Annotated in this window: 21 protein-coding genes and 1 tRNA gene; 9 read left to right on the plus strand and 13 right to left on the minus strand. The window is 47.8% G+C overall.

What is annotated here, in order from left to right; genetic code table 11:
* Positions 1 to 17 precede the first annotated feature (17 nt).
* Entirely contained in the window at positions 18 to 1,568 is a 1,551-nt protein-coding gene (locus ACUZ8J_RS05600; RefSeq protein WP_089067236.1) for a peptide MFS transporter, read from the minus strand.
* 418 nt (positions 1,569 to 1,986) lie between these two features.
* Here ACUZ8J_RS05600 and ACUZ8J_RS05605 point away from each other — a divergent pair, with 418 nt between their 5' ends.
* Positions 1,987 to 4,107, plus strand: coding sequence for a methyl-accepting chemotaxis protein (locus ACUZ8J_RS05605; protein WP_446693309.1), 2,121 nt, complete (start codon positions 1,987 to 1,989; stop codon positions 4,105 to 4,107).
* 227 nt (positions 4,108 to 4,334) lie between these two features.
* Here the strand turns inward: ACUZ8J_RS05605 and ACUZ8J_RS05610 are convergent.
* From ACUZ8J_RS05610 to rpsU, 5 genes are all read right to left on the minus strand, one after another.
* Positions 4,335 to 4,411: transfer RNA gene (locus ACUZ8J_RS05610), tRNA-Ile, on the minus strand.
* 289 nt (positions 4,412 to 4,700) lie between these two features.
* Positions 4,701 to 6,551, minus strand: coding sequence for an RNA polymerase sigma factor RpoD (gene rpoD, locus ACUZ8J_RS05615; protein ID WP_089067238.1), 1,851 nt, complete (start codon positions 6,549 to 6,551; stop codon positions 4,701 to 4,703).
* 135 nt (positions 6,552 to 6,686) lie between these two features.
* Entirely contained in the window at positions 6,687 to 8,408 is a 1,722-nt protein-coding gene (gene dnaG / locus ACUZ8J_RS05620; RefSeq protein ID WP_446693310.1) for a DNA primase, read from the minus strand.
* An 83-nt stretch (positions 8,409 to 8,491) separates the two neighbouring features.
* Positions 8,492 to 8,935, minus strand: coding sequence for a GatB/YqeY domain-containing protein (locus ACUZ8J_RS05625; protein WP_011717923.1), 444 nt, complete (start codon positions 8,933 to 8,935; stop codon positions 8,492 to 8,494).
* A gap of 6 nt (positions 8,936 to 8,941) precedes the next feature.
* The gene (gene rpsU, locus ACUZ8J_RS05630) at positions 8,942 to 9,157 is read right to left on the minus strand and encodes a 30S ribosomal protein S21 (protein WP_006080725.1); all 216 of its coding nucleotides are present in this window, start codon (positions 9,155 to 9,157) and stop codon (positions 8,942 to 8,944) included.
* A gap of 214 nt (positions 9,158 to 9,371) precedes the next feature.
* Between rpsU and tsaD the strand changes: the two genes are divergently transcribed.
* Complete coding sequence (gene tsaD, locus ACUZ8J_RS05635; RefSeq protein ID WP_011623654.1) at positions 9,372 to 10,388, plus strand: tRNA (adenosine(37)-N6)-threonylcarbamoyltransferase complex transferase subunit TsaD; 1,017 nt, start codon at positions 9,372 to 9,374, stop codon at positions 10,386 to 10,388.
* 171 nt (positions 10,389 to 10,559) lie between these two features.
* Here the strand turns inward: tsaD and plsY are convergent, their stop codons facing one another.
* On the minus strand, positions 10,560 to 11,171 hold the full coding sequence (plsY, locus tag ACUZ8J_RS05640) for a glycerol-3-phosphate 1-O-acyltransferase PlsY (RefSeq protein ID WP_011717922.1): 612 nt from the start codon (positions 11,169 to 11,171) through the stop codon (positions 10,560 to 10,562).
* A 261-nt stretch (positions 11,172 to 11,432) separates the two neighbouring features.
* Between plsY and folB the strand changes: the two genes are divergently transcribed.
* The 4 genes from folB to ACUZ8J_RS05660 all read left to right on the plus strand — a co-directional run bounded on the left by folB (position 11,433) and on the right by ACUZ8J_RS05660 (position 14,084).
* On the plus strand, positions 11,433 to 11,783 hold the full coding sequence (gene folB / locus ACUZ8J_RS05645; RefSeq protein ID WP_126511720.1) for a dihydroneopterin aldolase: 351 nt from the start codon (positions 11,433 to 11,435) through the stop codon (positions 11,781 to 11,783).
* A gap of 55 nt (positions 11,784 to 11,838) precedes the next feature.
* Complete coding sequence (gene folK, locus ACUZ8J_RS05650) at positions 11,839 to 12,342, plus strand: 2-amino-4-hydroxy-6-hydroxymethyldihydropteridine diphosphokinase (protein WP_446693311.1); 504 nt, start codon at positions 11,839 to 11,841, stop codon at positions 12,340 to 12,342.
* Positions 12,343 to 12,360: 18 nt separating this feature from the next.
* Positions 12,361 to 13,161: an undecaprenyl-diphosphate phosphatase gene (locus ACUZ8J_RS05655; protein WP_446693312.1), complete on the plus strand. Its 801-nt coding sequence runs from the start codon at positions 12,361 to 12,363 to the stop codon at positions 13,159 to 13,161.
* 83 nt (positions 13,162 to 13,244) lie between these two features.
* A complete protein-coding gene (locus tag ACUZ8J_RS05660) occupies positions 13,245 to 14,084 on the plus strand; it encodes a putative RNA methyltransferase (RefSeq protein WP_446693313.1) in 840 nt (279 codons plus the stop codon).
* A gap of 623 nt (positions 14,085 to 14,707) precedes the next feature.
* On the opposite strand, the gene ACUZ8J_RS05665 is transcribed toward ACUZ8J_RS05660, so the two are convergent.
* Together ACUZ8J_RS05665 and ACUZ8J_RS05670 are read right to left on the minus strand one after the other, a co-directional pair.
* A complete protein-coding gene (locus ACUZ8J_RS05665; protein WP_011623648.1) occupies positions 14,708 to 14,974 on the minus strand; it encodes an Lpp/OprI family alanine-zipper lipoprotein in 267 nt (88 codons plus the stop codon).
* 234 nt (positions 14,975 to 15,208) lie between these two features.
* On the minus strand, positions 15,209 to 16,459 hold the full coding sequence (locus ACUZ8J_RS05670; protein WP_446693314.1) for a multifunctional CCA addition/repair protein: 1,251 nt from the start codon (positions 16,457 to 16,459) through the stop codon (positions 15,209 to 15,211).
* Positions 16,460 to 16,633: 174 nt separating this feature from the next.
* On the opposite strand from ACUZ8J_RS05670, the gene ACUZ8J_RS05675 reads away from it, so the two are divergent.
* Entirely contained in the window at positions 16,634 to 18,322 is a 1,689-nt protein-coding gene (locus ACUZ8J_RS05675; protein WP_446693315.1) for an AAA family ATPase, read from the plus strand.
* Positions 18,322 to 19,422, plus strand: coding sequence for a general secretion pathway protein GspB (locus ACUZ8J_RS05680; RefSeq protein WP_446693316.1), 1,101 nt, complete (start codon positions 18,322 to 18,324; stop codon positions 19,420 to 19,422). Before ACUZ8J_RS05675 ends, ACUZ8J_RS05680 begins: the two co-directional genes overlap by 1 nt.
* Before the next feature lie 62 nt (positions 19,423 to 19,484).
* On the opposite strand, the gene nhaD is transcribed toward ACUZ8J_RS05680, so the two are convergent.
* A complete protein-coding gene (nhaD, locus tag ACUZ8J_RS05685; RefSeq protein ID WP_086903117.1) occupies positions 19,485 to 20,732 on the minus strand; it encodes a sodium:proton antiporter NhaD in 1,248 nt (415 codons plus the stop codon).
* Between the two features lie 533 nt (positions 20,733 to 21,265).
* Here nhaD and ACUZ8J_RS05690 point away from each other — a divergent pair.
* Positions 21,266 to 21,463, plus strand: coding sequence for a hypothetical protein (locus ACUZ8J_RS05690; RefSeq protein ID WP_011717913.1), 198 nt, complete (start codon positions 21,266 to 21,268; stop codon positions 21,461 to 21,463).
* Positions 21,464 to 21,560: 97 nt separating this feature from the next.
* On the opposite strand, the gene hemL is transcribed toward ACUZ8J_RS05690, so the two are convergent.
* The 3 genes from hemL to ACUZ8J_RS05705 form a co-directional block, all read right to left on the minus strand.
* Positions 21,561 to 22,853, minus strand: coding sequence for a glutamate-1-semialdehyde 2,1-aminomutase (hemL, locus tag ACUZ8J_RS05695; RefSeq protein WP_089067246.1), 1,293 nt, complete (start codon positions 22,851 to 22,853; stop codon positions 21,561 to 21,563).
* Between the two features lie 26 nt (positions 22,854 to 22,879).
* Positions 22,880 to 23,899 (minus strand): aspartate carbamoyltransferase, encoded by a 1,020-nt coding sequence (locus tag ACUZ8J_RS05700; RefSeq protein ID WP_088210475.1) that lies wholly within the window; start codon positions 23,897 to 23,899, stop codon positions 22,880 to 22,882.
* Positions 23,900 to 24,090: 191 nt separating this feature from the next.
* Positions 24,091 to 25,815: a chloride channel protein gene (locus tag ACUZ8J_RS05705; protein WP_374918533.1), complete on the minus strand. Its 1,725-nt coding sequence runs from the start codon at positions 25,813 to 25,815 to the stop codon at positions 24,091 to 24,093.
* Between the last annotated feature and the right edge of the window lies 1 nt (position 25,816).

Consider the following 25,816-nt stretch of genomic DNA (forward strand, 5'->3'; position numbering starts at 1 on the left):
GTTATGTGAGTGAAGGATTATTGCTCGGCTTTCACATCACGTAGTGAGGCCGCCGCGTTATCATCAATACTGTTATGGGCGTGATGACTTTCGGTCAAACGGCGCATCAGCGGTAATACGGCTAAGGCGATAAAAGTACAAACCACGGCCGCAATACCTAATTTATTGAATAGATTGGTATAGACTGGCAGAGTTTGCAGCGGGTCGACTAAGTCCTGTGGCACGCTGGCAAAGTTAGCCACAACGCCGCCCAAGTACTGAGAAATACCCGATGCCACGAAATAGGCACCCATCATAAAGCCGCCCATGCGAGCTGGTACGTAGCGGGCGATCATGGCTAAACCAAGACCACTCACCAGCAGTTCACCGAGTGAGTAAGAGGCATAACCCCAAATCATCACCCAAGAAGAGGTTTTACCCTCAACGGCAAATTGGCCAGCAAAACCATAGATAAAGAAGCCAATCGCGACAACCGCAAAACCTAAGGCGAACTTAGCGGCAATCGAAAAGTCTTTATTGTTGCGACCTGCCCATGAATAACTCCAAGCCAACACAGGGCTTAACACCATGATCCAGATTGGGTTCAATGCTTGGAACTGTGCCGGAGACCAAGTCCACAAATGGGTACCAAAGACTTGGAAATCCCAATCGACGTTACGCAGCGCAAACAGGGCCAGTGAGGTCGACATTTGTTGATAGAAGATAAAGAAGAATACCGTCTGCACTGTGAGGATTAGCGCCGCGATAAGGCCGGCCCGCTCACTTGGCTCACTGGTACGAATTAAGTGGAAGAAAATCCCTAATACCGCTACACCCGCGGCATACACGAACACTCGAGCAACATCTTCATATTCAAGAATAATGGCAGAAGCAACAACGGAAAGCGCCGCTAATACTAAAACGATAGCCAAGTTCTTCTTATTGACTGGGCGAGTATCAGGCTCTGAGCCATAGTTGGCGAGGCTCTTGTGCATCAGGGCATAGTTACCTAAGCCGACTATTAAGCCCACACAGCACACGGCAAAGGCGGCATGCCAGCCAAATTCGTTACCGTATTGCGCGTTAACATAATCCTTAATCCAAGGTGTTAACAGCATAGAGAAGGTCGAACCTACGTTTACTGCCATGTAGTAGATGGTAAAGGCGCTATCGATTTTAGAATCGTCACCTTCGTAAATCTTACGGACTAAGTTACCCGCATTGGGTTTAAATAGGCCGTTACCGACCACAATCACCCCAAGTGCGGAGAACATAAACCAAGTGTTTTCGGTCGGCACTGTCATCAATGCATAACCTACCGACAAAATCCCCGCACCGAGCAGCATAGTGCGTTTGGTGCCGAGAATTTTATCCCCAACCCAACCACCGATGGCCGGCGACACGTAAATCAGCGCCGCACAGGCACTCCAAACTAAGTTTGCTCGGGAGTCATCAAAGCCAAGACGCTGCACCATAAAGTACACGATCAGCGCCTGCATGCCGTAATAACCAAAACGTTCCCATAATTCGATAAGTGACACAGTCATAAACGAATGTGTCTTGCTTACCTGATTGGTACCAAGAGTCATAAAGCTTGCTTCCGTTATTGTTGTTTTGTGTTAGAGGCCAAGAGTATAAGGCGATAGTCTGTGCAAACCAATGCCACAACGCTACAGAATAGACTTTGTTACAAATGAAATGGGCATTTTTAATCTGGAATTAATTTTTGTAAAAAAATAGTGCTCAACTCGCGGCGCTTATTGTGAGTTGAGTCATGTCAGAGCATGTCGTTTCACGATAAATATCAAACTCTCAGCTAACCGAAATAATTCCACGATTTGCCGAAAAGGAGTCAGTTAAAAGTTTTACTTGCGCTTAACAATTCATTATCTTAAAGGCTGGTAATCTCGTGACTGAGTGCTATTTTTTAAACTGAGAAGCAAAAATAAAAATGAACTAGATCAAAATAATTAGGCTCTTGACCTTCTATCTTTTGGAGTTTACTCGATGAAGCATTTGTCCATCAGTACTAAGTTGTTGTGGATCACTTCCGCCTTATTCCTCTCAATTGTCGCCATTCTTTCCATCAGCCTCTGGTGGACCCTTTCGGACCAAAACACCGAGCTGTCTAATCAGGTTCAAGAGACACTACAAACGGAAACCCGTGACAAACTCGAAGCCCGTGCGGGCGAATATGGCGAGATGGTGGCTGGCTTTATCAATGAAGCCTATCGGATCCCGTTTTCCTTTTCCGGCATGTTGGAGAGCACGGCGGAAGATCTGCCATTAAAGCGTGACCGCTTAGAGCTTGCCGTGGCGGCGGTATTAAAGAAAAACAACCAGATATCCTCCATGTATGCGCAGTTTGAGCCCAATGGTTACGACGGGCTCGACAGTGAATTTTTAAATGTTGAGGTTAGCCACAGCGTCGCATCATCGGGGGCATTGGAGGTGTATTACACTCGCAACGATGATGGTACGGTCGAACATCATCAAGTGGATGACTCAGCTGAAAAATATGTCTCGACCTTAAACGAGTTTGGGATCCGTGAAGCCGAATGGTATCTCTGTGCCAAGGAAACCCTAAAACCTTGTTTAATGGAACCTTATCTCTATGAAATCAGCCCTGGTAATACAGCTTTGATGACATCCTTAACCGTCCCAGTGGTGAAACATAAACAGTTCATCGGGGTGGTGGGCGTCGACGTGAACTTGCCCGTGTTTCAAGCGCTGATTGATAAGCTCTCCAAGAGCCTCTATGGCGGTCAAGCTAAAGTGACCCTACTCAGTACCCGTGGTTTAGTGGTCGCCGCGAGCCATTACAGCAAAAAAGCGCGTCCGCTGAGCGAATCTATCGACCCTAAACTTGCGTCACAGATAGTCGCGTTACATAAAAATGGCGGTTACATGGCGAGCGATGATGAGATTATCGTGGCCTATCCGATAAAAATCCCACTGGCGAAAGCGGAATGGTCACTGGCCATCCAAGTCCCTAAGGCCCAAGCCTTTAAGAGTTCCATTGAGTTGAATGACAAAATGGATGAAATGGCCACATCCCTTGGCAGCATCTTGTTGATGGTCGGTTTAGCCGTGTCTATTCTTGCCGTGGTTACCATCAGCATAGTGATCCGCAGCATTATTGCGCCGCTGAGGATGATCCAAGGCCGTGTTGAACACTTGGCCAGTGCCGATGGTGATTTAACCCAATCCATTGTGGTCGATGCCCATGCAGAACTGATTGCACTGGGTAAAGGCTTTAACTCCTTTATCCATAAGTTAAAAGACTTGATCAGCGAGTTAAAAACGCTCGCGGGACGCACCCAGGAGGAAAGTCTCTCCTCGGCGCAAATTGCGGAGTTGACCCGCGATAGTGTCCATCGCCAGTATGGCGAAATCGAGAGCGTGGTAACCGCGGTCAATGAGATGAGTGCCACGGCGCTTGAAGTGGCCAAAGCCTCTGAACAAACGGCTGCGGAAACTGAAGCCATGTCCCGTAATGTACGTCTCAGCGAAGAGAGCCTGACTAAGGCCATGGAATACGTAACCACAATGTCGCAGGAGTCGATGCAGGCGAAAGTGGCCGTGAGCAAAGTGGCTGAAAGTAGCACTAATATCAGCCGTATTCTCGAGGTGATTAGTTCAATTGCCGCGCAAACCAACTTGCTGGCGTTGAACGCCGCGATTGAGGCGGCGCGGGCCGGCGAACAAGGACGGGGTTTTGCTGTGGTGGCCGATGAGGTGAGGGCGCTTGCCTCTAAAACCCAAAGTTCGACCGATGATATCAGCGTATTAATCGATGCCCTGCAGCAAGAAGTAAATAGTGCCTCTGGCATTATTGATAAAGGTGCTGAGCGTGCGGAAATGGCCGTGTCGCAAACCGAGCAAGCGCTCACCTCGCTTAATTCTATGGTCAGTCAGATAGAGGAAATCTCTTCTCAGGTGACGCATATTGCCGCTGCAGCGGAGGAACAAAGCGCGGTAACTGAAGAAGTTAATCGTAATATCACCGGCATTTCCGATTCGGCCTCGGAGCTGGCGCGCCTTGCGGGTGAAGCGCAGCAAAGCAGTGTGGTCCTCGCCGAACTGGTGAAACAGCAGCATCAACAATTAGGTAAGTTAAAGACCTAAATCGAGGGGCCTTGCACAGCGTGCGCAAGGAAAAGGTATCAAGGCGCTTAAGTGGATTTCACTCAGCGCCTTTATTTTTAATCTTATTCTAGCAATAGCCTAAAGAGACAAATCGAAATCGCGTTTGAGTTGGTTATCGGAAATGAAGCGTGTGGGGATGAATGAGTATCGACAGATAACAGACACAAAAAAGCCCATTATTAAATGGGCTTTTTTGTTGAATTGGGTGGTGGCCCCTCACGGACTTGAACCGTGGACCTAACGATTATGAGTCGTGTGCTCTAACCAACTGAGCTAAGGGGCCGACTAAAGGCAATCGTCATTACCTAAAGCGAGTGGCAGTATACTAAGCTTGTTTGCGCTTGTCACCCGTGTTTTTTGATGAAATTCACCGAATTGATTCAAGTGGTTATCTGTTAATCAACTGTGGTTTTTGCTTGTGGATTTCATATCGTCTGAATGGAGAAGTGATTTTTAACCATTTGATTTTGAAAGAGAGCTTAACGATAGAAATTCAGCGGGAATTTTAGGGATGTTAATGGGGGCAATAAAAAGCCCCGCGAGGCGGGGCTTAGCATCGAGTCTTCGGTTGACTATTCGTCTAAGAATGACTTTAAGATTTCCGAGCGTGAAGGGTGGCGCAGTTTACGCAGGGCTTTCGCCTCGATTTGACGGATACGCTCACGGGTTACGTCAAATTGTTTACCCACTTCTTCCAACGTGTGGTCGGTATTCATGTCGATACCAAAACGCATACGCAGTACTTTCGCTTCACGGGCCGTTAAGCCTGCTAATACCTCATGGGTGGCGCTCTTCAGGCTTTCGCTGGTGGCGCTGTCCAGTGGCAATTCGAGGGTAGTATCCTCGATAAAATCACCTAAATGCGAATCTTCATCGTCACCGATTGGGGTTTCCATGGAGATAGGCTCTTTAGCGATTTTCAGTACCTTACGGATCTTATCTTCCGGCATCATCATACGCTCTGCCAGTTCTTCAGGTGAGGGTTCACGACCCATTTCCTGCAGCATTTGGCGAGAGATACGGTTCAGCTTGTTGATGGTTTCGATCATATGTACTGGAATACGGATCGTACGGGCTTGGTCCGCGATTGAGCGGGTGATTGCCTGACGGATCCACCAAGTCGCATAGGTCGAGAACTTGTAACCACGACGGTATTCGAACTTATCAACGGCCTTCATCAGACCGATGTTACCTTCTTGGATAAGATCCAAGAATTGCAGACCACGGTTGGTGTATTTCTTCGCGATAGAAATTACCAGACGTAAGTTTGCCTCAACCATTTCTTTCTTCGCACGGCGAGCCTTGGCTTCACCGATTGACATACGACGGTTGATATCTTTAATGGCGGCAATCACTAAGCCGGTTTCTTCTTCGATGGCGGCCAGCTTGCTACGGCAACGCTGTACGTCTTCTTCAACCATCCTTAAGCCTTCGGCATAAGGCTTGGTTGAGTTCTTTTCTGCATCGAACCAATCTAGATTGGTTTCGTTACCGGTGAAGAATTTAACGAAGTTCTTCTTCGGCATTTTGGCCTGTTCAACGCAGAGCTTCATCAGTAGACGCTCTTGAACGCGCACGCGGTCCATCATAGAGCGCATGCTTTTCACTAAGCGGTCGAATTGCTTAGGTACGAGGCGGAACTCTTTGAAAATCTCGCCGATTTCAAACAGTGCTTGAATCGATTCTGGGTGCTCACGACCTTTGGCATCGATGATTTTAAGCGCGTTTTCGTAGGCGGTTCTTAATTGGCTAAAGCGTTCACGTGCTTCTTCAGGATCGGGCCCCTTGTTGCCATCGTCATCACCGTCGCCATCACCGTCTTCGTCTTCGTCGTCTTCATCGTCATCTTCATCATCGAGATCTTCTTCCGATAATTCAGAACCGATATGAGTCGCTGTTGGACCTAAGTCTTCTTCGTCCGGGTTAACAAATCCAGAGATAATATCAGACAGGCGCAGTTCGTCGGCTTCGTACTGGTCGTACTGTTCAAGGATCATGGCGATCGCTTGTGGGTATTCGGCGACAGAGCTTTGAACTGTGTTGATGCCTTCTTCGATGCGTTTGGCGATAACGATTTCGCCTTCACGGGTCAGCAGTTCAACGGTACCCATTTCGCGCATGTACATACGCACTGGGTCTGTGGTGCGGCCTAGCTCACTTTCTACTGTGGCAAGGGCGGCTGCGGCTTCTTCCGCTGCATCTTCGTCTGTGTTGTCTTCCGACATCATCATGTCATCGGCATCTGGTGCTTCTTCGAACACCCGAATACCCATGTCATTTATCATCTGGATAATATCTTCGATCTGGTCAGAATCGACCATGTCTGCAGGTAAGTGATCGTTCACTTCTGCATAGGTTAAGTAACCTTGCTCTTTACCTTTGGCAAGCAACAGCTTGAGTTGCGACTGCGGAGTATGATCCATAGATATCATCCAAGTTGGGAAACTGTTACAACGACGGACAGTTAGCTTGTGCTAAGTGCCGCGCAAATCGTCAATTATAGCCATGTGCACTTACCTGTGCTAGTCACTGGGATACTGATTGAGGACATTTTTGCCTCAGTTTAGTCCTTTCATGACTGAGATCAGCTTCTGCAGCTGGATCTTCTCTTCCTTAGTATGGGTCTGTTTTAGACTCAATTCCTGATATCGTTGTTCAATATATTGATTGTTCAACCAAACCAGGGTCTGTTTAAACTTTTCGAGCAGGTTTTCATCCGCCACTTGATGGTCCCATTGGGCTAATTTATGCAGCGTCCCGCTGTGGGGGCTGTCTCTGAATTGCTCAAGTAGTTGTGCGCTGTTTAACCTATGCTCTCGTGTTAATTCCAACAGCAATGGCAGCAAGTCAATGCCTGGCATTTGCAGATGGTTTAATGCCGGTTGTGGGGATAATCCCACTCCCAGCTCTGGATGCTGTACTAGCAAGGCGATGGCAAGTCGCAATGGTGTACCGCGTCCTTTGAGTCCTTTTCTTTCTATCGAATGAGTTGCAAATTTAATTTGAAGCTTTTGTGTAAGTTCTTCAACTGACTGCATTTGCACTTCTTTCATTAACCCATGTAGCAATATATTTTGTAACAATGGGTCTTTTACTGTTTCGATCATTGCTTTTGCTTTTTCAGCAATTAGTTTTTTGTCATTGGCATATTTTTGCGCCAATGTATCAAATAAAAATGTTTCAAGCGGTTGAGCATTATCAATTAACAGCTCGAACTGATCCTTACCTTTTTGCCGTATTAAAGAGTCTGGGTCTTCACCTTGAGGCATAAACGCGAATTTTACGGTATTACCTGGTTTTAACATTGGTAAGCCAGTTTCTAAGGCTCTCCAGGCTGCTTCACGGCCGGCTCTATCGCCGTCATAACAACAAATCACTTCCTTGGCACTACGTAGCAACAACTGGAATTGTTCAGCCGTCGTCGAGGTGCCTAGTGAGGCAACCGCGTAATCCACGCCATATTGGGCGAGGGCGACCACGTCCATATAGCCTTCGACAATCAGTACCTTATCGGGATCGCGATGACGTTGTTTTAGCTCGTATAGGCCGTAGAGTTCATTGCCCTTATGAAATATGGGCGTTTCTGGCGAATTCAAGTACTTGGGGGTGCCATCTCCCAATACTCTGCCACCAAATCCAATCACACGACCACGGCGGTCGCGAATAGGGAACATCAGGCGGTCACGGAATCTGTCGTATCTTTTACCGCTGTCATTGCTGATCAGCATGCCTGCGGTCAGGAGTTTATCCTGTGCATCTTGACTGTGTCGGTAGCGGCTTAATAAGCCATCCCAACCGTCGGGCGCAAAACCAATCCCAAAATGCTCAACAATATCATCGGATAATCCGCGATAGGCGAGGTAGTCGATGACTTTTTGTTTATCTTGGTGTTGTCTTAATTGAGTTTGAAAAAAGCGACTCGCTTCTTCCATTAATTGGTATAGATCACGGCTTAGGCCATCGTCTTGGCGTTTACCCGTGCCTTGTTCCCTTGGGACTTCTAAACCCAGTTGTCCGGCAAGATCTTCGATGGCATCGACAAAGTCGAGTCTGTCGTACTCCATCACAAAATCGATGGCGTTGCCGTGGGCACCGCAGCCAAAACAATGATAAAACTGTTTATCGCGGCTAACGGTAAACGAAGGTGATTTTTCGCTATGAAAAGGACAACAGGCCGAGTAGTTTTTACCCGCCTTTTTCAAGGGCACCTTGCGGTCGATAAGCTCGACAATGTCGGTGCGAGCGATTAGCTCATTGATAAAATCACGAGGTATTGCCATTGAGTGCTTAAAATCTCGCCTTGCGCGAATTTAAACAAACAAGCCGCGCATAGGCACGGCTTGTTCATACATTGAAACGCTAATTATTGCAATTTTGCACGGATCATAGCGCCGATAGCGCCCATGTCTGCACGTCCTTGAACTTTAGGTTTTAATGCTCCCATTACTTTGCCCATATCCGCCATGGAGGATGCGCCTATTTCAGCAATAGCGGCATCGATGAACGCGGCAATTTCCGCCTCAGAGAGGGGAGTTGGCAGGAAAGTTTCAATAACTTGAATCTCTTCTGCTTCTGCTGCGGCCAATTCGCTACGACCCGCTGCTTCATATTGAGCAATCGAATCGCGACGTTGTTTCACCATTTTGGTTAAGACAGCTATAACCTGCTCATCATTCAGAGTTTCGCGGGTATCCACTTCAATCTGTTTGATGGCTGCAAGTGCCATACGAATAGTGCTCAATCTCGCCTTCTCTTTGGCGATCATGGCCTGCTTCATATGGTCTTTTAGCTGATCAATTAGGCTCATAAGAGATTAGTATAAACGTACGCGACGTGCGTTTTCGCGAGAAAGCTTTTTAGCTAAACGTTTAACTGCAGCTGCTTTAGCGCGCTTACGTGCAGTAGTTGGCTTCTCGTAGAATTCACGAGCACGCACGTCAGCTAAAATACCAGCTTTTTCACAAGAGCGCTTGAAACGACGCAGAGCTACGTCGAATGGTTCGTTTTCACGTACTTTAATAATTGGCATACGCCATCACCCCTTAGGTGTAGGTTGTGTGGTTCAATTGCTTGAACCAAGTGTATTTAAAATGGTGCGGAATTTTATACCGAGACAACTAGGCTTGTAAAGCCCTAATCCTTTGTGGCGGGTTTGGCTAGGGGAATATGATGATCGGCGACTGGAGTAATTGTCATCATACAGGTAGAATTAGCGCCCTTTGGTAATTTGGATATGAGGCACCATGCGGGTTCTAGGTATTGAGACATCTTGTGACGAGACAGGTATTGCCGTCTATGACGATAAGCTGGGGTTACTTTCCCATGCTTTATATAGTCAGGTTAAGTTGCATGCGGATTATGGTGGGGTTGTGCCTGAACTGGCTTCCCGCGACCATGTGCGCAAAATTGTCCCGCTGATCCGCCAAGCGTTGAAAAACGCCAATACCGAAATTGCCGATTTAGATGGTATTGCCTACACCAAAGGCCCAGGCCTTATCGGTGCTTTATTAGTGGGCGCTTGTGTTGGCCGCTCACTTGCCTTTGCTTGGAACAAACCCGCCATCGGTGTGCATCATATGGAAGGGCATTTGTTGGCGCCAATGCTGGAAGACGATGCGCCTGAGTTTCCTTTTGTTGCACTGTTAGTGTCTGGCGGCCACTCTATGTTAGTAAAGGTTGATGGTATCGGCCTTTATGAAGTCTTAGGTGAGTCGGTGGATGACGCCGCTGGTGAAGCCTTCGATAAAACCGCTAAGTTGATGGGGCTGGATTATCCCGGCGGTCCACGGCTTGCAAAACTTGCCGCCAAAGGTGAGCCAGCAGGTTATCAATTTCCGCGCCCAATGACCGACAGACCCGGTCTCGATTTTAGCTTCTCAGGCCTGAAAACCTTCACCGCCAATACCATTGCCGCCGAGCCCGATGATGAGCAAACTCGCGCGAACATCGCCCGCGCCTTTGAAGAAGCGGTCGTTGATACGCTCGCGATTAAATGTCGCCGCGCGTTAAAACAAACTGGCTATAACCGTTTAGTGATCGCGGGTGGCGTGAGTGCCAACACGCGCCTACGGGAAACCTTGGCCGAGATGATGACCTCTATCGGTGGCCGAGTTTATTATCCACGTGGTGAGTTTTGTACTGACAATGGCGCCATGATTGCCTTTGCAGGCCTGCAGCGTTTAAAGGCGGGGCAACAGGAAGACTTAGCGGTCAAAGGTCAGCCGAGATGGCCGCTCGATACCTTACCGCCTGTTGCATAAGTTATCGCGAGCCAAATAAGCAAAATAAAAAACAGCGCATGATGCGCTGTTTTTTATTGTTCTCTTGGATTGGTCACTCGAATATTGCTCTCTCGAATGAGTCCAAGCCATTTATCGGCGTGAGTAGTGTTTTGCGTAGCTATGGGCTTACGTGACTAAGGTGTTGCTTGCCTAAGGTGCTTTAGGACGCTTTTTACGTGACACCTTAGACTCTTCACCTTTCAGCAGTCGCTGAATATTTTCTTTATGGCGGATGATAATCAGCGTTGAGAGCATAGCGACGGGAATCGTAAATCTATCATCTAGCCACCAAGTATAAAGTGGCGCCAGTAGGGCTGTGATAATTGCGGCGAGGGAAGAGTAGCGGCTGATCAGGACTAAGACGACCCAAGAAGCCATTAAGCAGATGGCCAAGTCATCGCCAATCGGCGCCATGGCACCAAAAGCTGTCGCCACGCCTTTACCACCTTTAAAACCAAAAAATATCGGATAGATATGCCCAAGACAGGCGGCGATGGCGATCAGGCCGAGGGATATGGCGTCAATTCCCATTAAATAGGCAAGATAAGTGGGTAAGGCGCCCTTAAGCATATCGAAAAATAACACCATGGCAGCCGAGCTTGCGCCGCCAATGCGCAGCACGTTGGTGGCTCCGGGGTTACCTGAGCCTTGCAATCTTGGGTCGGGTAGGCCTCTCATCCTACACACTAGCACAGCACTTGAGACAGAACCGGCTAAATAGGCGGCCACAATCATCAAAAGTGTCAGTGTTAATTGACTCACATTGGTTTCCTTACACGTCTTAAGGTATTATCGCGCCACAATTAAACAGCCTCTTGGCAAGCATTCAGTCATAAGCGATAGCGATAACGCGACTTATCAAGTTGCGATAGTTTCTGAACGAACAAATCCATTTGGGCGTTATCCTACTTCGGATTGGTCCGAGTAGAAAGTAAATTAGTCGTTCCATCGAACGGCGGATTATACAGACTCTATCGCGTTTAGCTTATCAGACCTCATTGGCATGAGTTAGTAGGAATTAGTATGGATAAAGTGCTTATTCGACAATTACGTATTGATACTGTGATTGGCGTCTATGAATGGGAAAAGAAAATCCAGCAGAGCCTGTTTTTGGATCTCGACATGGCTTGGGACAATAAGGCCGCGGCGGCAACTGACGACTATCAATACGCACTCTGCTATGAAACGGTGTCAAACCGCCTGACTCAGCTCGTCACCGAAAAGCCCATCGAGTTAATCGAAACAGTGGCCGAACGAGTGGCCGAATGTGTGCTCAACGAGTTTAAGGTCAATTGGGTGAAAGTCGTGGTGATGAAACCCGGCGCCGTGCCTTCGGCCTCTGCCGTTGGGGTTGAGATTGAACGCTCACGCTAGTCGTTACTCTAGATTCGGGTTTTAGCTTAGTTAGGCGGACGTTTCGGACATTGGTATGGCACGTATATACATTAGTTTAGGCAGTAATATAGAACCTTCTCGCTATCTGAAAGCGGGCTTGCAGTCATTACGAGAGCACTTTGGTCCACTGCAGCTTTCCTCTATGTATGAGAGTGAAGCCGTAGGGTTTGATGGCACTAACTTTTTAAATATGGTGGCCTGTGCACAAACGAGCCTGAATATTGCTGAGGTAGTTGCGCAGTTTAAGCAAATCGAGCAAAATCACGGCCGGTTGGTGGGGGCCAAAAAGTTTAGTCCAAGAACCTTAGATATTGACCTATTGCTTTACGATGATGTCGTTTGTCTGACCCCTGTGGTACTGCCCCGCGCTGAAATTGTCACTAATGCTTTTGTGCTTTGGCCTTTAGCGGAAATCGCCCCCAATTTGGTTCACCCATTGCAGCAGAAAACCTATGCCGTAATGTGGGATGAATATGATAAAGCGTCGCAAAAGCTGTGGCCGGTAGCCTTTGAATGGCCTCATGGGCTCACTTTTTAATTGATTGATAGGATTGTCATGGATACGTTTCAGGTAGTTATTTTAGCGTTAATTCAAGGATTAACAGAGTTCCTCCCCATTTCTAGTTCGGCGCACCTTATCCTACCCGCACAGCTTTTAGGCTGGGAAGACCAAGGCTTATCCTTCGACGTTGCCGTGAACACGGGCTCATTATTCGCCGTGGTGATTTATTTTCGCAATGAACTCTGGGCCATGTTCAAGGCCTGGATTGCCAGCATGGTGAAAGGTCAGCATTCCGATGACAGTAAGTTAGCCTGGTGGATCATTCTTGCCACTTTACCCGCAGTGTTTTTTGGCTTTATGGCCAAAGACTTTATCGAAACCCATCTGCGCAGCGCTGGTGTGATCGCCGTGACGACTGTGGTCTTTGGTTTGCTGCTCTGGTGGGCGGATAAGATGTCACGCCGTGACTTAACGGTTTATCAAACGGGTTGGCGCAAGGCGTTATTAATTGGTTTTGCTCAGGCGCTGGCATTAATCCCTGGTACTTCACGCTCGGGCGCGACGATGACGGCCGCGCTGATGTTAGGCCTTAGCCGCGATGCCGCAGCGCGTTTCTCGTTTTTGATGTCTGTGCCTGTCAGTTTGGGCGCGGCTATTCTAGTGGGTAAAGATTTGGCTGAAAGCCCGCTTCCCATTGATTATCAAGCACTGACACTTGGCACTGTGATTTCATTTGTAGCCGCTTATCTGTGTATTCACTATTTCTTAAAAATCATCAGCCGTATGGGTATGACGCCATTTGTGATTTACCGCCTCATCCTCGGTGCTGTGTTATGTGGATTTATCTTCCTATAATACAAAGGCGTCATGGCTAAAAATCGGGTCTAGTACCCGATTTTTGTGTTTTTAGGCGCGGATTTTCGTTAACGGAGTAAGTTATGGGCCTTCAATTTCAATGTCCTACCTGTGGTTCGGCACTGATGCAGCATCAGGCATCCCAAGGTTTTTACTGTGCGAACAAGCACCATTTTGATAAAAGCGAAGCGGGTTATTGGATTTTTACTAAACCAGCACGGCAAAAGCCAACTGGCGACTCTCGTCAGCAAGTGCGGGCAAAGCGCTTCTTGCTTGAGTCGGGGATTTTTTCACCTTTAGTTGAAAAAATGGCGGCGATCATCGCCCCTCATCTGAAAGCGGATGATTGCCTATTGGACTATGAGTGCGCTGACGGCTTCTATTTGCGAGCTTTAGCTTCTGTACTACCTAAACTCACAAACGAGCTAAACGTCCAGTACAGTGGCGTAGCGGACGCAGAAAATACTATTTTTGCTGCGGCCAAAGCGCAAACCCCTGCCGCGCTGTGCTTAAGCACCTCAAAAGTGCTGCCTTTTGCCGACAATTGCATTGACCTTATTACAGTGGTCGATAAGCCGTTGAAGGGGAAGGAATGCGTTCGAGTCCTTAAAGATCAGGGCTTGATGTTACAGGTGATCCCGGGGGCGCGGCATTTGTGGCAAATCAGGGAGTGTATTTATCCGGAACTGACTGAAAAAACGCCCCAAATTAACTTACCTTCGGGGTTAATTGTCAAAGAACAGCAGCAATTGCAATTTAGTTTGTCCGTTACGGGTGAACAAGCGCTGGTCTTGCTGGATATGACACCCTATGCATGGCGAGCCTCTGAACAAGTTAAACACCTTATTCGGACGAAAGCCTTCGATACGCTGGAAATTGATTTTGTTTTGGTCTTAGCGCAAAAGTCTTTAATTGAGTCCTAATAGGCCAAAACACCTAATTGAATAGGATGTTTTTTAATCTATTCATTGGCTTAGGGAATGCGTTTCTGGGTGCTTGAAGAGGGCGAATTGCGCAAGTCTATGATACTAATCGAGCTTTTTATGTTGTTTTAATGTAAATGCGAAACGGCGTCCCTTAAACTTCATCTTTATTACACTTTTGTCTCTCACAATTATTACCAGTTTATTGCCTTTGTTTCCCTAACAGCCTCAGTTTGTCGCGTTGCAGTTTCTTTAAAATGCCGACGATAACACTGGGGCAAAAATAAAGTTTTAAGCAAAAAGATTCGTGGAGATTAAGAAAACTTAAAATCTCAGTTTATGGATGAGATTAAAAATCAAATCCACTTAAAACAAATGAGCGATGAACTTCGGTTTTGAACTGGCATTGCCGTTAAGCCGAATGAGTTTTAAAGAGATGATGAGTGTAAAGGGCTAAAGAGCCGAGAAAGTTTAGGCTTAAATTGGAGATGACTTTTAAAGATAAGATGGGTGCTTGGATTAACTGAGGCCATAAAAAAAGGCTTGGATGGATGTGCTATTCGCTTTCATCTCTCTCAAGCCTTTTATGCTAACCTGCTGAATTACAGGTTAATTACTTATCATTACTTCTTGTAACGAGAAGCAACGTTGTCTAGACGGTCGTTAGCGCGCTTAGCTTCTGCTTGTGCGTCCATAGCTGCTGCTTTAGCATCTTTAACGTCTGCAGACAGTTTGCTTTGCTCTGATTTCAGAGAGCTAACATCAGCTGACAATTGATCAACTTTGTTGCCCAGAGTTGCAACGCTTTCTTCCAGAGCAGTAGTGTTTGCACAACCACCTAGTAGGGCAGTCATTGCTAAACCAGCAATCATCAGTACTTTTTTGTTCATTGTAAAAAATCCCTTAAAATAGGTTGGATTTGAATGTTTCGTCACTTTGGAATCGAAACTGCCTAATTATGACATAGCTATTTTAATTTGCTACGAATATTAATGCGTTTAACCACTATAGACATATAAATTTTTTTTAAAAGCGTTTTTTCGCGGTTATATCGGCCTTTTTCATCGAAAAATGGCACTGTATTTACCAGAAAGTGTGGTCGCATTTACAAAAACATTACAATTTTATGGCGTTTGTTTGGCTTGGTATTGCTGCCAGTTGAGTTTCACTTGCTCAACAACCTCTATCCGCTTCGAATTGAGCGCCTGTTTTATCTGTGCACCTTGAAACCCTGCCGCAATAATAGCCTTCACATCGACCGTATTAGCGGCTAAAAAACAAGCAGAAAGATAATCGCCTTGTGGATAGGCGTGATGCTCGAATCCGGTTCGGCCACGCATATCGGCTATGCAGGCTAATAGAAGTTGCTTCAGCCGTTCTGGTTTACGCCAAAAATCGGCATTATCGAAGAGTTTGATGATGGTTTCGCTTCTTAACTCAAAAGCTTGGTGCACATTCTGATGTTGATCGCTCACCAAGAGCGCTAGATCGCGATACTCGTTGGGGATCCGCAAGCGTTCACACAGACTTTTAATGACGGGTAAGCCTTTTTGTCCATGACCATGGTGTTTAGGCCAATGCTCTTTAGGGCTTAATGCTTTACCCAAGTCATGCACTAGGGCAGCAAAGCGCACGGCTTTTTCCTCTGTCAGAGCGGTCGCTTGAGCTAACACCAACATAGTGTGCAAACCTGTGTCTATCTCTGGGTGCCATTTTTCCGGTTGTGGCACACCAAAAAGCGCCTCAATCTCAGGGAAAAGAATATTCAAGGCGCCACATTGGCGTAGCACCTCGAAAAAGACTTCTGGGTGAGGGCTGCCAAGACTCTTATCGACTTCTTGCCAGACGCGCTCTGGGGTAAGGGCGGTTAACTCCTCGGCTTGGCTCATGTGCTGCATTAACGCCATGGTTTCAGCGGCAATCTCGAAACCTAAGTCATGAAAACGTGCGGCAAAGCGGGCAACCCTTAATACTCGCAGCGGATCTTCGGCAAAGGCGGCCGACACATGTCGCAGCTTACGCGCGTTGATATCGGCGATGCCATGGTAAGGATCGTACAAGTTACCCGCCTCATCTTGGGCGATGGCATTAATGGTTAAATCGCGTCTCAGCAGGTCTTGCTCTAGGGTGACATCCGGACTGGCGTAACAGCTGAAACCGCCATAGCCGAGGCCGACTTTGCGCTCTGTGCGTGCTAATGCATATTCTTGTTGGGTTTTAGGGTGCAAAAAGACTGGGAAGTCTTTACCTACCTGGCGATAACCTAACTGCTGCATTTGCTCCGGAGTCGCGCCGACAACCATAAAATCTTTATCTTTTATAGGGAGATTGAGCAGGCTGTCTCGTACAGCTCCGCCCACTAAATAAATTTTCACAGGAATATTTTAGCTAGTGTGTCATAAAGCTAGCTTAACATGATGAGGTGATGGCGAGGCGAATTTGGATGCAGATATTTATTGGGATGTCACATCCATGTTGCGGATGTTTTGACAATATCATTGGGACGTTTTAACGTGGGGCGTTATTTTTAGCTTAGGATGATTGGTGGTATGTACAAGGCCTTTTATGGACTCAGTGATAACCCTTTTTCGATTGCACCCAATCCCCATTATTTATTTTTGAGTGACAGGCACAGAGAGGCCTTAGCCCATTTGACCTATGGATTGGGTGAAACTGGAGGCTTTGTGTTGTTGACGGGGGAGGTCGGCACGGGGAAGACGACAGTATCTCGTTGTTTACTTGGGCAATTGCCTGATAATACCGACACTGCATTTATTTTAAATCCTTCGCTGACGGAGCTGGAGTTACTCGCCACGCTCTGTGATGAATTGAAGATTAGCTATGGTGAAAACCCAACCCTTAAACAACTCACTGACCATCTGAGTCGTTTTTTACTGGCTAATCATGAGAAAGGCCGCAATACCGTACTCATCATCGATGAGGCGCAGCATCTGCGTGCCGAAGTATTAGAGCAATTAAGGCTGCTCACCAATCTCGAGACCGACACCAAAAAACTGCTGCAGGTGATCTTAATTGGTCAGCCAGAGCTGCAATTGCTGCTTAAACGTCAAGAGCTTAGACAGTTAGCCCAGCGTATTACCGCCCGTTATCATCTATTGCCTCTTAATGAAGATGAAATCGCGCTCTATGTGTTGCACCGTTTACAGGTGGCAGGTCGTTTCGAACCGCTTTTTACTCGCAAAGCCATTAAAGTGCTGCACAAATACAGTGGTGGCATTCCGCGGTTAATTAACTTGCTGTGCGAACGTGCCTTGATGGCGGGTTACGCACAATCTAAGGTGCCAATCGATCACCATATGGTGAGACAAGCCGCGGCTGAGGTATTAGGCGAAGAAGAACCACAGCAAAATAAACTCTTGTGGCCAAGCGCTATTGCGGCGGCATTGGTTGTGGCTTTCGGCGTGTCTTATTGGTTATTTACCGAAAGTCCAGCGGTTGCCAATGTGGTCAATTCGCCTGTGACACAAGCGAGCCAAACGACACCCGCAGTGACTCAAGTTGCGACTCAAGCTAATAGTATTCAGCCGGAGCAAACACTGGCTGCAACCCAGAGTGCGCCAGTGGCTAGCGAGCCGCAAACGCTTGCAGCGGCGGATCCGAGTGTGCGGGTGTTGCAGGAGGCCATCAAACAAAGCCGCAGTATCGATACCGCCTTTGCAGGCCTCTTTAATGTGTGGGGTAAAGTCCCCTTTAAAGGCTTAACCGCGTGCCAGTCAGCGCTGGAGCAGGGGCTTTCCTGCTATCAACAGCAGGGCAATTGGATGTCGCTCACACGGCTCAATTATCCCGCGGTTGTGTATTTAGTGGATGACAACCAACAAGATTTTTATGGCGCTGTGATTGCTGTCGATGCTGATCAGCTATTGATGCAGTTAGGCGAGCAGCAGCTTTGGGTCGATAGAGCCTGGTTCAATCAACATTTTAGCGGCACCTTTGAAATTCTCTGGCAGGCCCCTAACTTGCCTATGCTGGAAATCAGTCAGAAGTCGAGTCCTGGGCAATTACAATGGCTTGAAAACGCCCTTGCCCATGTGGCTAACCGACCTTCGCGCCGAGTGTCTCAATTCGATCTGAAATTAGAGAACGATCTGAAAGCTTTCCAAAGCCAACATGGTTTAAAGGCCGACGGGATTGCAGGTAATCAAACCTTAGTGAGACTGAATTTGTATTTAAGTGATCAGGGACCGCGCCTCACCGACCAGGGAGCGCAGAGTTAATGTCCATTTTACTCGATGCGGTAACCCGTAATAAGCAGCAACAAACTTCACCCTTACCTGATGCGGTATTAACGCCGAGGGCAAGTTATCCTACGGCGCGTAAATCTGCATTCCCCGTGGCAAAATTATCCTTACTCGCCGTCGCGGTGGCGCTGGGTGTGGGGGTGGCGTGGGGCGTGGCGAATTGGCAACAGCAAAATGCGATGTCGATAGTGAATGCGGCGCCTAGCACTATCAATTCAAGCATGGCTGATAGAAAGGCTGAAAACACACCACTGACAGCCTCTACTGTGCAGCCATCTGCCGAAGGTGTTCGCGCCTCTGCTGGTGCAGTTACTCGCGCTGCGTTGCAAACAGGTGTATCAGAGCAAACCTCTGCAGAATCGTCAGGGTTTCGATTAGCGGGCAAAGTGGCACTGCCGAGGGAGCAGGTATTAAATGAGGCGCCTACAAACGTGCAGCCTTATCAGAATCCCAACATGAGTTCGGCTCTATCTACCACAGCATCCGCTTCTACGAGTGCGGATCCGAGCTACGATGACTATCTGGCGACGTCTGCTGCCCTAGATGAAACGACTCGAACGCAGCAACCCTCAGTTGAAGATGTTGCGCCACAGGATACGAGCGAGTCAGAGCCTATTATGTTGGGTGCTAATGCGAATCGTCAGGGCTTAGCGACACTCGAGGCTCTGCGTGAGCAAGTCAATGCCGCTGCGGCAGATGTGGGCTTAGAGACGGCGCAGAGCCGCAAAGAGGATGAGTTAGTCGCGAATTTTCAGGATGCACTCAAGGATGTGGAATATGTGAAGGCGGCTAAGACGCCGGTAACTGAGCCCAAGCTTGATCCTATTCCTAAGGTTGAAAACGATGATATTCCTAAATATGGGCAACTGCCTGCAGGATTACAGCTACAAGTGCCTGAATTTAATATTGTTGCCCACGTTTATTCGACGGATGCGAGTCAGCGTTGGTTGAATGTCGATGGCGCCGAGTTACAGGAAGGCGACCAGATTGGAGGCAAGTTAAAGATTATTGCGATTCGCCCACGGGATGTGGTGCTCGAAATTCAAGGTACGCAGTTTAGGGTGCCTGCTATTTAACTGTGCTGTAGCAAACAAAAAAGGCGCCGAATGGCGCCTTTTTTATCGCTTAAAATCAAAGGTTAAGCAAAGAAATTGTACGCCAGGAATAAGGTCAGGGCGTAACCAATGCTGTAGCACAGGAACAGAGCTGGCACATATTTCAGATAGCTTACGAAAGTCAGTTCTTTTACTTTGCTCATGGCGACGATACCCGCAGCCGAACCAATCACTAACAATGACCCCCCCACGCCCACACTGTAGGTTAACCCTAACCATTCTGGGGTGTTGAGTACTGGCTCTGCTTTAAGCAGCGCAGCCGTCAATGGCACGTTATCGATCAGGGCTGAACCCATACCTGTAACGAAGTTAGAGATGTTTGGATTAAACAGGCTGTAAGCTTCGGTCAGCATATCTAAGGTGCCGATTTCTTTAAGCATACCAACCAGCAGTAAAATCCCTAAGAAGAACAAAAGGGTGTCGTATTCGACTTGGCGAATATATTCGAGGATCTTGATTTCTTCTTTATCACTGCGGGTCGTGTGGCCGATAAGGAACATAATCGACAGACCGGTTAAGAAGGTCAGTACCGGTGGAATACCAAATAGAATGTTCAGCAGCATGGTCATCAGAATCGTGCAGAAGAACACTAAGGCAATCAGCAGATCCACGGTTTGATAGCTGTGCTTAATCGGGGTGGTAGTCACCACGCCTTCAGCCTTTAATGAGAACAACGTCGCCAGTAAAATCACACTCACGGCAGATGGGATAAACAGCATCAACAGTTCGGAGATATGTACGTGGCCGCCTAAGAAGATCATCAAGGTGGTAACGTCGCCGGTGATCAGGGCAACACCGCCAGAGTTCACGGCGAAAATAATCAACACAGCCATTCTGCGGCGCATTTGCTTTTCGAGCTTAAAGGTCGTTAACAAGCCTAAAGACACTAAGGTCGCGGTGACGTTATCACAGAAAGCCGACAGGATAAGCGCGAATAAGGCCACTTGGATCATTAACAAACGCACAGAAACCTTCTGCGGGAACAGCTTCTGCACCATAATTTGGATCATACCTTTGGCGTTTAGATAGGCCACAAAGGTCATTGTCGACATCAAAAACAGCCACAGGGTGGCAATTTCGAGCAAGTTTTCATTGAGTTGATGGGCAACCAATTTCTCATGGTTGGCGTCTCCGGCAGCCATAAACAGTGCTACCCAAGAAATACAGCCAAAGAATAAGGTGGTTTTTGCTTTATTAAGGTGGGTGACTTCTTCGAAAATAATACTGAGCAATGCGAGCACCGCCAGTATGATCAGAAAGGTATATAACATAACTGCAATTCCAACTGCTGTTTTAATGTCGTGGCAAGCCAAAGGCGAGCTATTGAGTGGCATTATCAAGGCTAAATTAAGCTTGCCGTGTTAATGCGTGCGGATCAGAACATAATGGGGTGAATAACGCAACTGTTAGCTGTAACTCGGATTTGCGTCATTTTGTGATATTGGTCTCAGTGAAAACGATTGTTTTTTAGCGTTAAACACTGTTTTATTTTTAATGAGCAGTTAATTATCTTGTTTGCTCGAGATTGGCGGAGGACTGTAAAGTAAGATCTACGATTAAAGTCTAAGCAGTTATTTTGCCGATCCCGCAATTAATTTTTCTTTATGAAGCAAATATTGCGTGAAAATGCAGTGACAGAGGTGAAGGATCGGATTTTGTGCTGTTTAGGGTGCTGAGTGCGGAATTCTTTAGTTGTGTCACAAAAATGACCAGGTCAAAATATTGACTGGACAGAAAGTGAGCTGTATCTTGTGCCACTTTAGTAGTTAAGACACTGGATGTTGTATTTTAAGGATAACGCAAAATGACATTTGTGCTCCGCAGTCTGATGTTATTAGGCTCTTTAGTATGGTTAACATATAGTGGCAAGCAGCTGATCGCATTGGGAATATTACATAATCCTAGCCTGATGGTTGACCATATCACTTTGACCTTACAGGTCCTCGTCGCGGCGGTGGTATTTAAATCAGCTTTAGGCTCTAAACGGTCTGATAGCTATTGATGGGGCCAAGGCTCATCATGCAATAGCCGACGCAACCGCCAAGCAATAAAAAGGGACGCAAATGCGTCCCTTAGTGTCTTAGTATTTAAGCTATCGCTTACATTGCCGCTTTCATACGAGCTAATACGCGGTCCGCCGCTTCTAGCGTGAGGCGCAGTTCTTCTTCACCATGGGCCATCGACAGGAAGCCTGCTTCATAGGCACTCGGTGCTAAGTAAACACCTTCATCTAACATGCCGTGATAGAAAGTGCGGAAGTGTTCGATATTGCACTTAGTCACTTGGTCGAAGCGCGTGATCTGCTCTTGTTCAGTAAAGAAGAAGCCGAACATGCCGCCGACATAGTTGATGGCCATTGGGATGCCGTGTTTGTCGGCCGCCGCTTTAAAGCCTTCGGCGATACGTTTGGTTTTCGCGCTCAGCGCTTCGTATAGACCTTCTTCACACAGGGCTTCCATTTGTGCCAGACCTGCTGACATTGCAATGGGGTTACCTGACAGGGTACCCGCTTGGTACACAGGACCCGTCGGAGCGATAAACTGCATCACTTCTTTACGGCCACCAAATGCACCCACAGGCATGCCGCCGCCAATCACTTTACCCAGTGTGGTTAAGTCTGGAGTAACGCCATAGTGGCCTTGTGCACCGCTTCGAGATACACGGAAACCTGTCATCACTTCGTCGATAATGAGCAGCGCACCGAACTCATCACACATAGTGCGCAGACCTTCGAGGAAGCCTGGGATAGGTGGGATACAGTTCATGTTGCCTGCCACAGGCTCGATGATGATACATGCAATCTCAGTTGGATATTGCTCGAACAACGTACGAACAGAATCGAGATCGTTATACACAGCAGTTAAGGTGTGCTTAGCGAAATCTTCAGGAATACCTGGAGAGCTTGGTTGACCCAAGGTTAAAGCACCAGAACCAGCTTTAACCAATAGGCAGTCAGCGTGGCCATGGTAGCAGCCTTCAAACTTTAAGATCTTGTCACGATTGGTAAAACCGCGCGCTAAGCGAATCGCACTCATGGTGGCTTCAGTGCCTGAGCTCACCATACGCACTTGCTCGATAGAAGGCACCATGGCGATGACTTTCTCGGCCATTTGCACTTCAAGCTCGGTCGGCGCACCAAAAGACAGGCCATTGTGCACCGCAGCTAATACGGCTTCACGGATCTTTGGATGGTTGTGGCCGAGGATCATCGGGCCCCAAGAGCCAACATAGTCGATATAAGCTTTACCATCGGCATCGTAAATATAAGCGCCATCGGCTTTTTCAATAAACAGCGGCGAACCACCTACACCGTTAAATGCACGAACCGGAGAGTTAACACCGCCGGGGATGGTTTTTTTAGCCTGTTCAAATAGCGCTTCGGAACGGGTCATGTTAAGTCCTTAAAGTAAGTAGCCGATTAGCGATCGGCTTTACGTGAATACCAATTAACGGGACACTCATATTTTTCGAGTTGCGAGTCAACCCCGAGTGTCAATGCAAACAGTGCCATACGAATTAGCAGTCCATTGTCCGCCTGTCTGAAGATAGCGAGATTAGGATGGCTGTTCAAATCATTATCTAACTCATTAGCTTGCGCACGCGAATCCCGTGGCAGCGGGTGCATGATCACAGTGTTAGATTTGCAATGTTGGGTATAAATACTGCGATTCAAACGGAATTTACCGCGGTATTTGTTCGCTTCTTCCTGGGATGGGAAGCGCTCTTCTTGAATGCGGGTCAGATAAAGAATGTCGGCTTTATCTAAGTGGCCTTCAAGCTGGTCTGTTATTTTGATGCTATGGCCAGCATTTTCAATGTCGGAGATCACATAGTCAGGCATTGCTAATTCAGCAGGCGAAATCAGTGTGAAGCTGATGTTCTTGTACATGCACAGTAGGCGCGACAGAGAATGAACGGTACGACCAAATTTTAAGTCGCCGACCATGGCGATATGCATGCCATCGATACCGCGGCCTGCATGGCCTAACTCTTTTTGAATGGTGAACAAATCGAGCAGGGCTTGAGTCGGGTGCTCGTTCGAACCATCACCACCGTTGATCACCGGAACGCGGCTACCTTCGGCAAACTCTTTTACTGAATAAGAGTCTGGGTGGCGCATCGCAATCACATCGGAATAGGTCGAGAGTACACGTGCGGTATCGTACAGTGACTCGCCCTTAGATAAGGACGAAGAGGCCATGCCTGTGGTTTCACGCACATGGCCGCCGAGTAAGTTAAAGGCACAGCCAAAACTCACGCGGGTACGGGTACTAGGCTCGAAAAACAGGTTACCTAAAATGGCGCCTTCGAGCACCTTAGTGCGCTTCTCACGAAGTGCATAGGGCATCATACGATTGGCAACATTAAAAATAGTTTGGATTGAATCAAGATCTAACTGGTTTACGGAGAGGATATGAGATCCTTCGAACTGGTTCATCAGCCTGTTTTCCAATTGCTAGGGGGCGTTAAAGTGCAAGGTTGCGCTTTGTGCCCTGGTGTATATGTAGGGTGGCTGAGGCGCGATTGTAACAGATGCACTGGGGCAGCGAAATAGTCGCCGCCCCCTCGTATAGATTTTTTAGGCTGCTAATACAGGATTTTGTGAATCAAAGCCCATCTTCGCAGGGCTTAGACTTGGCCGGAGCGAATTTCTTGCTGTAGGTTCGACCAACTGACCACCCCCACCACATTGTCTGGGGTGTCTTGATAGATAAACACCTCACCGCTGCGTTTGGGCGACAACAAGTTATACACCTCATCGAGGGTTTTAGTGTCACTCAGCCCCTGCATCGGATGGCGCGAGAGAGTGATGTTGTCATCGTAGGATTGCATCTCGAGACTGAGCATTTCGATCACCCCATCGGCGTTGCGTACTAACACTGGGCGACCTTCGGCGCGTTTTAACACTTCGAGCAGCAGCTCGTCGTTGTTGTTGACGATAACAAAACGCTTATCCATCAGGGCGCGCACGCCTTTTTTCTGTAGCGCCAAATTCACAGGGGCGACTTTATAACCTAAACCCATAATCTCTAGCTGCTTGAAGAAGATAGAGTTGGTTTTAAATCCTTGATAGGCAATCAAGAAGGCGGGAATCGTCACAAACATTGCTGGCAGAATGATACTGGCATCGTTGGTCATCTCAAGCAGCGCTACTAGGGCAGCGAGCGGCGCACTGAGGCAAACGCCCATCATCGCCGTCATGCCGATAACCGTATAGAGGCCAACGTAAGGTGCAATCGAAGGGAATAGAATGGCGCTAACTAAAGCTAAAATTGCGCCGATCAAGGCGCCGATGCCATAGAGTGGACCAATCAAACCGCCAGGGATACCAAGTCCGATTGCCGCTATGGTGGCGATAATCTTGGCCGCAAGCAGGGCGATGAGTAGCAATAAACTGGGGTGTTCGCTAATGGCTTCACTGATCGCTAAATCCCCAGTGCCGAGGGCTTGCGGCAAGATTAAGCCAATCAGCGTAGTGATACTGCCCGCCAATAATAGTCGATAAATCAGTGGCCAGTTTTGTCCGGTGGCGGTGACTTTAAGGAGGGCGAAATTGAAGAAGGCGGCTGCGCAGCCCAGTGCAATACCGCCCAAGGCTAAAATGGGATAGTGATCTAATGGAATATGGATCACCTGAATACGGTCAAACTCGTGCACATTACCAAAAACCAGCTGGCTGGAAACCGCACCACAAATGGCGGACAGCATTATGGGGAAGAAGTAATGCACCTTGTACTCGCGCACTATCACTTCGAGTACAAATATTACTGCCGCGAGCGGGGCGTTAAAGGTGGCGGCTATCCCTGCGGCAATCCCGCTGGCGCACATAATCCGCACGCTATTATCGGGAAGATTAAATTTTTCGGCTAAAACACTGGCACTCACGGCGCCGAGGTGAATGGCGGGGCCTTCGCGCCCCACCGAGAAATTAGTTCCTAAGGCAAACAGCGCCTGAAAAAATTGCCCCGCAGCAGATTGCAGTGGAATTTTGCCATAGTGCAATTTAACCCTATGTAATACATAGGCAATCCCCATGCGCTTGTAACGTTTGGAGCCGAGTTTGGCGACAATCCAGATCAACAAGGCGCCAAAAAGTGGCAACAGTGCTCGCCAGTCGGCGATGTTACCCGTAAAATCCAGCGTCTCGATTTGGGTGTAATGGTTCGCCCACAGGAGCAAGAGTCGAAACAACAGGATCACGCAGGAGGCGAAGATGGCGAATAGCAAGGCCAGTAAGCACAACTGCGCACTGATCTTGGCTTGGGATAAATGATCACGCAGCTCGTTAGTTAAGTACTTTTTAGCTGTGCTGATGGCGTCTTGAATCGCGGCTTTATTTATCGTTAATTGCACT

Source organism: Shewanella sp. Koi 1 (assembly GCF_052907445.1).

Bases quoted from the DNA above. Each gene is read 5' to 3' on its own strand.
- folK (WP_446693311.1), top strand. From the start codon at position 11,839: ATGGCACGTATATACATTAGTTTAGGCAGTAATATAGAACCTTCTCGC.
- tsaD (WP_011623654.1), top strand. From the start codon at position 9,372: ATGCGGGTTCTAGGTATTGAGACATCTTGTGACGAGACAGGTATTGCC.
- ACUZ8J_RS05655 (WP_446693312.1), top strand. From the start codon at position 12,361: ATGGATACGTTTCAGGTAGTTATTTTAGCGTTAATTCAAGGATTAACA.
- hemL (WP_089067246.1), bottom strand. From the start codon at position 22,853: ATGACCCGTTCCGAAGCGCTATTTGAACAGGCTAAAAAAACCATCCCC.
- ACUZ8J_RS05600 (WP_089067236.1), bottom strand. From the start codon at position 1,568: ATGACTCTTGGTACCAATCAGGTAAGCAAGACACATTCGTTTATGACT.
- ACUZ8J_RS05660 (WP_446693313.1), top strand. From the start codon at position 13,245: ATGGGCCTTCAATTTCAATGTCCTACCTGTGGTTCGGCACTGATGCAG.
- rpoD (WP_089067238.1), bottom strand. From the start codon at position 6,551: ATGGATCATACTCCGCAGTCGCAACTCAAGCTGTTGCTTGCCAAAGGT.
- ACUZ8J_RS05700 (WP_088210475.1), bottom strand. From the start codon at position 23,899: ATGAACCAGTTCGAAGGATCTCATATCCTCTCCGTAAACCAGTTAGAT.
- ACUZ8J_RS05605 (WP_446693309.1), top strand. From the start codon at position 1,987: ATGAAGCATTTGTCCATCAGTACTAAGTTGTTGTGGATCACTTCCGCC.
- rpsU (WP_006080725.1), bottom strand. From the start codon at position 9,157: ATGCCAATTATTAAAGTACGTGAAAACGAACCATTCGACGTAGCTCTG.
- nhaD (WP_086903117.1), bottom strand. From the start codon at position 20,732: ATGTTATATACCTTTCTGATCATACTGGCGGTGCTCGCATTGCTCAGT.
- ACUZ8J_RS05665 (WP_011623648.1), bottom strand. From the start codon at position 14,974: ATGAACAAAAAAGTACTGATGATTGCTGGTTTAGCAATGACTGCCCTA.
- ACUZ8J_RS05675 (WP_446693315.1), top strand. From the start codon at position 16,634: ATGTACAAGGCCTTTTATGGACTCAGTGATAACCCTTTTTCGATTGCA.
- ACUZ8J_RS05690 (WP_011717913.1), top strand. From the start codon at position 21,266: ATGACATTTGTGCTCCGCAGTCTGATGTTATTAGGCTCTTTAGTATGG.
- ACUZ8J_RS05680 (WP_446693316.1), top strand. From the start codon at position 18,322: ATGTCCATTTTACTCGATGCGGTAACCCGTAATAAGCAGCAACAAACT.
- ACUZ8J_RS05625 (WP_011717923.1), bottom strand. From the start codon at position 8,935: ATGAGCCTAATTGATCAGCTAAAAGACCATATGAAGCAGGCCATGATC.
- folB (WP_126511720.1), top strand. From the start codon at position 11,433: ATGGATAAAGTGCTTATTCGACAATTACGTATTGATACTGTGATTGGC.
- dnaG (WP_446693310.1), bottom strand. From the start codon at position 8,408: ATGGCAATACCTCGTGATTTTATCAATGAGCTAATCGCTCGCACCGAC.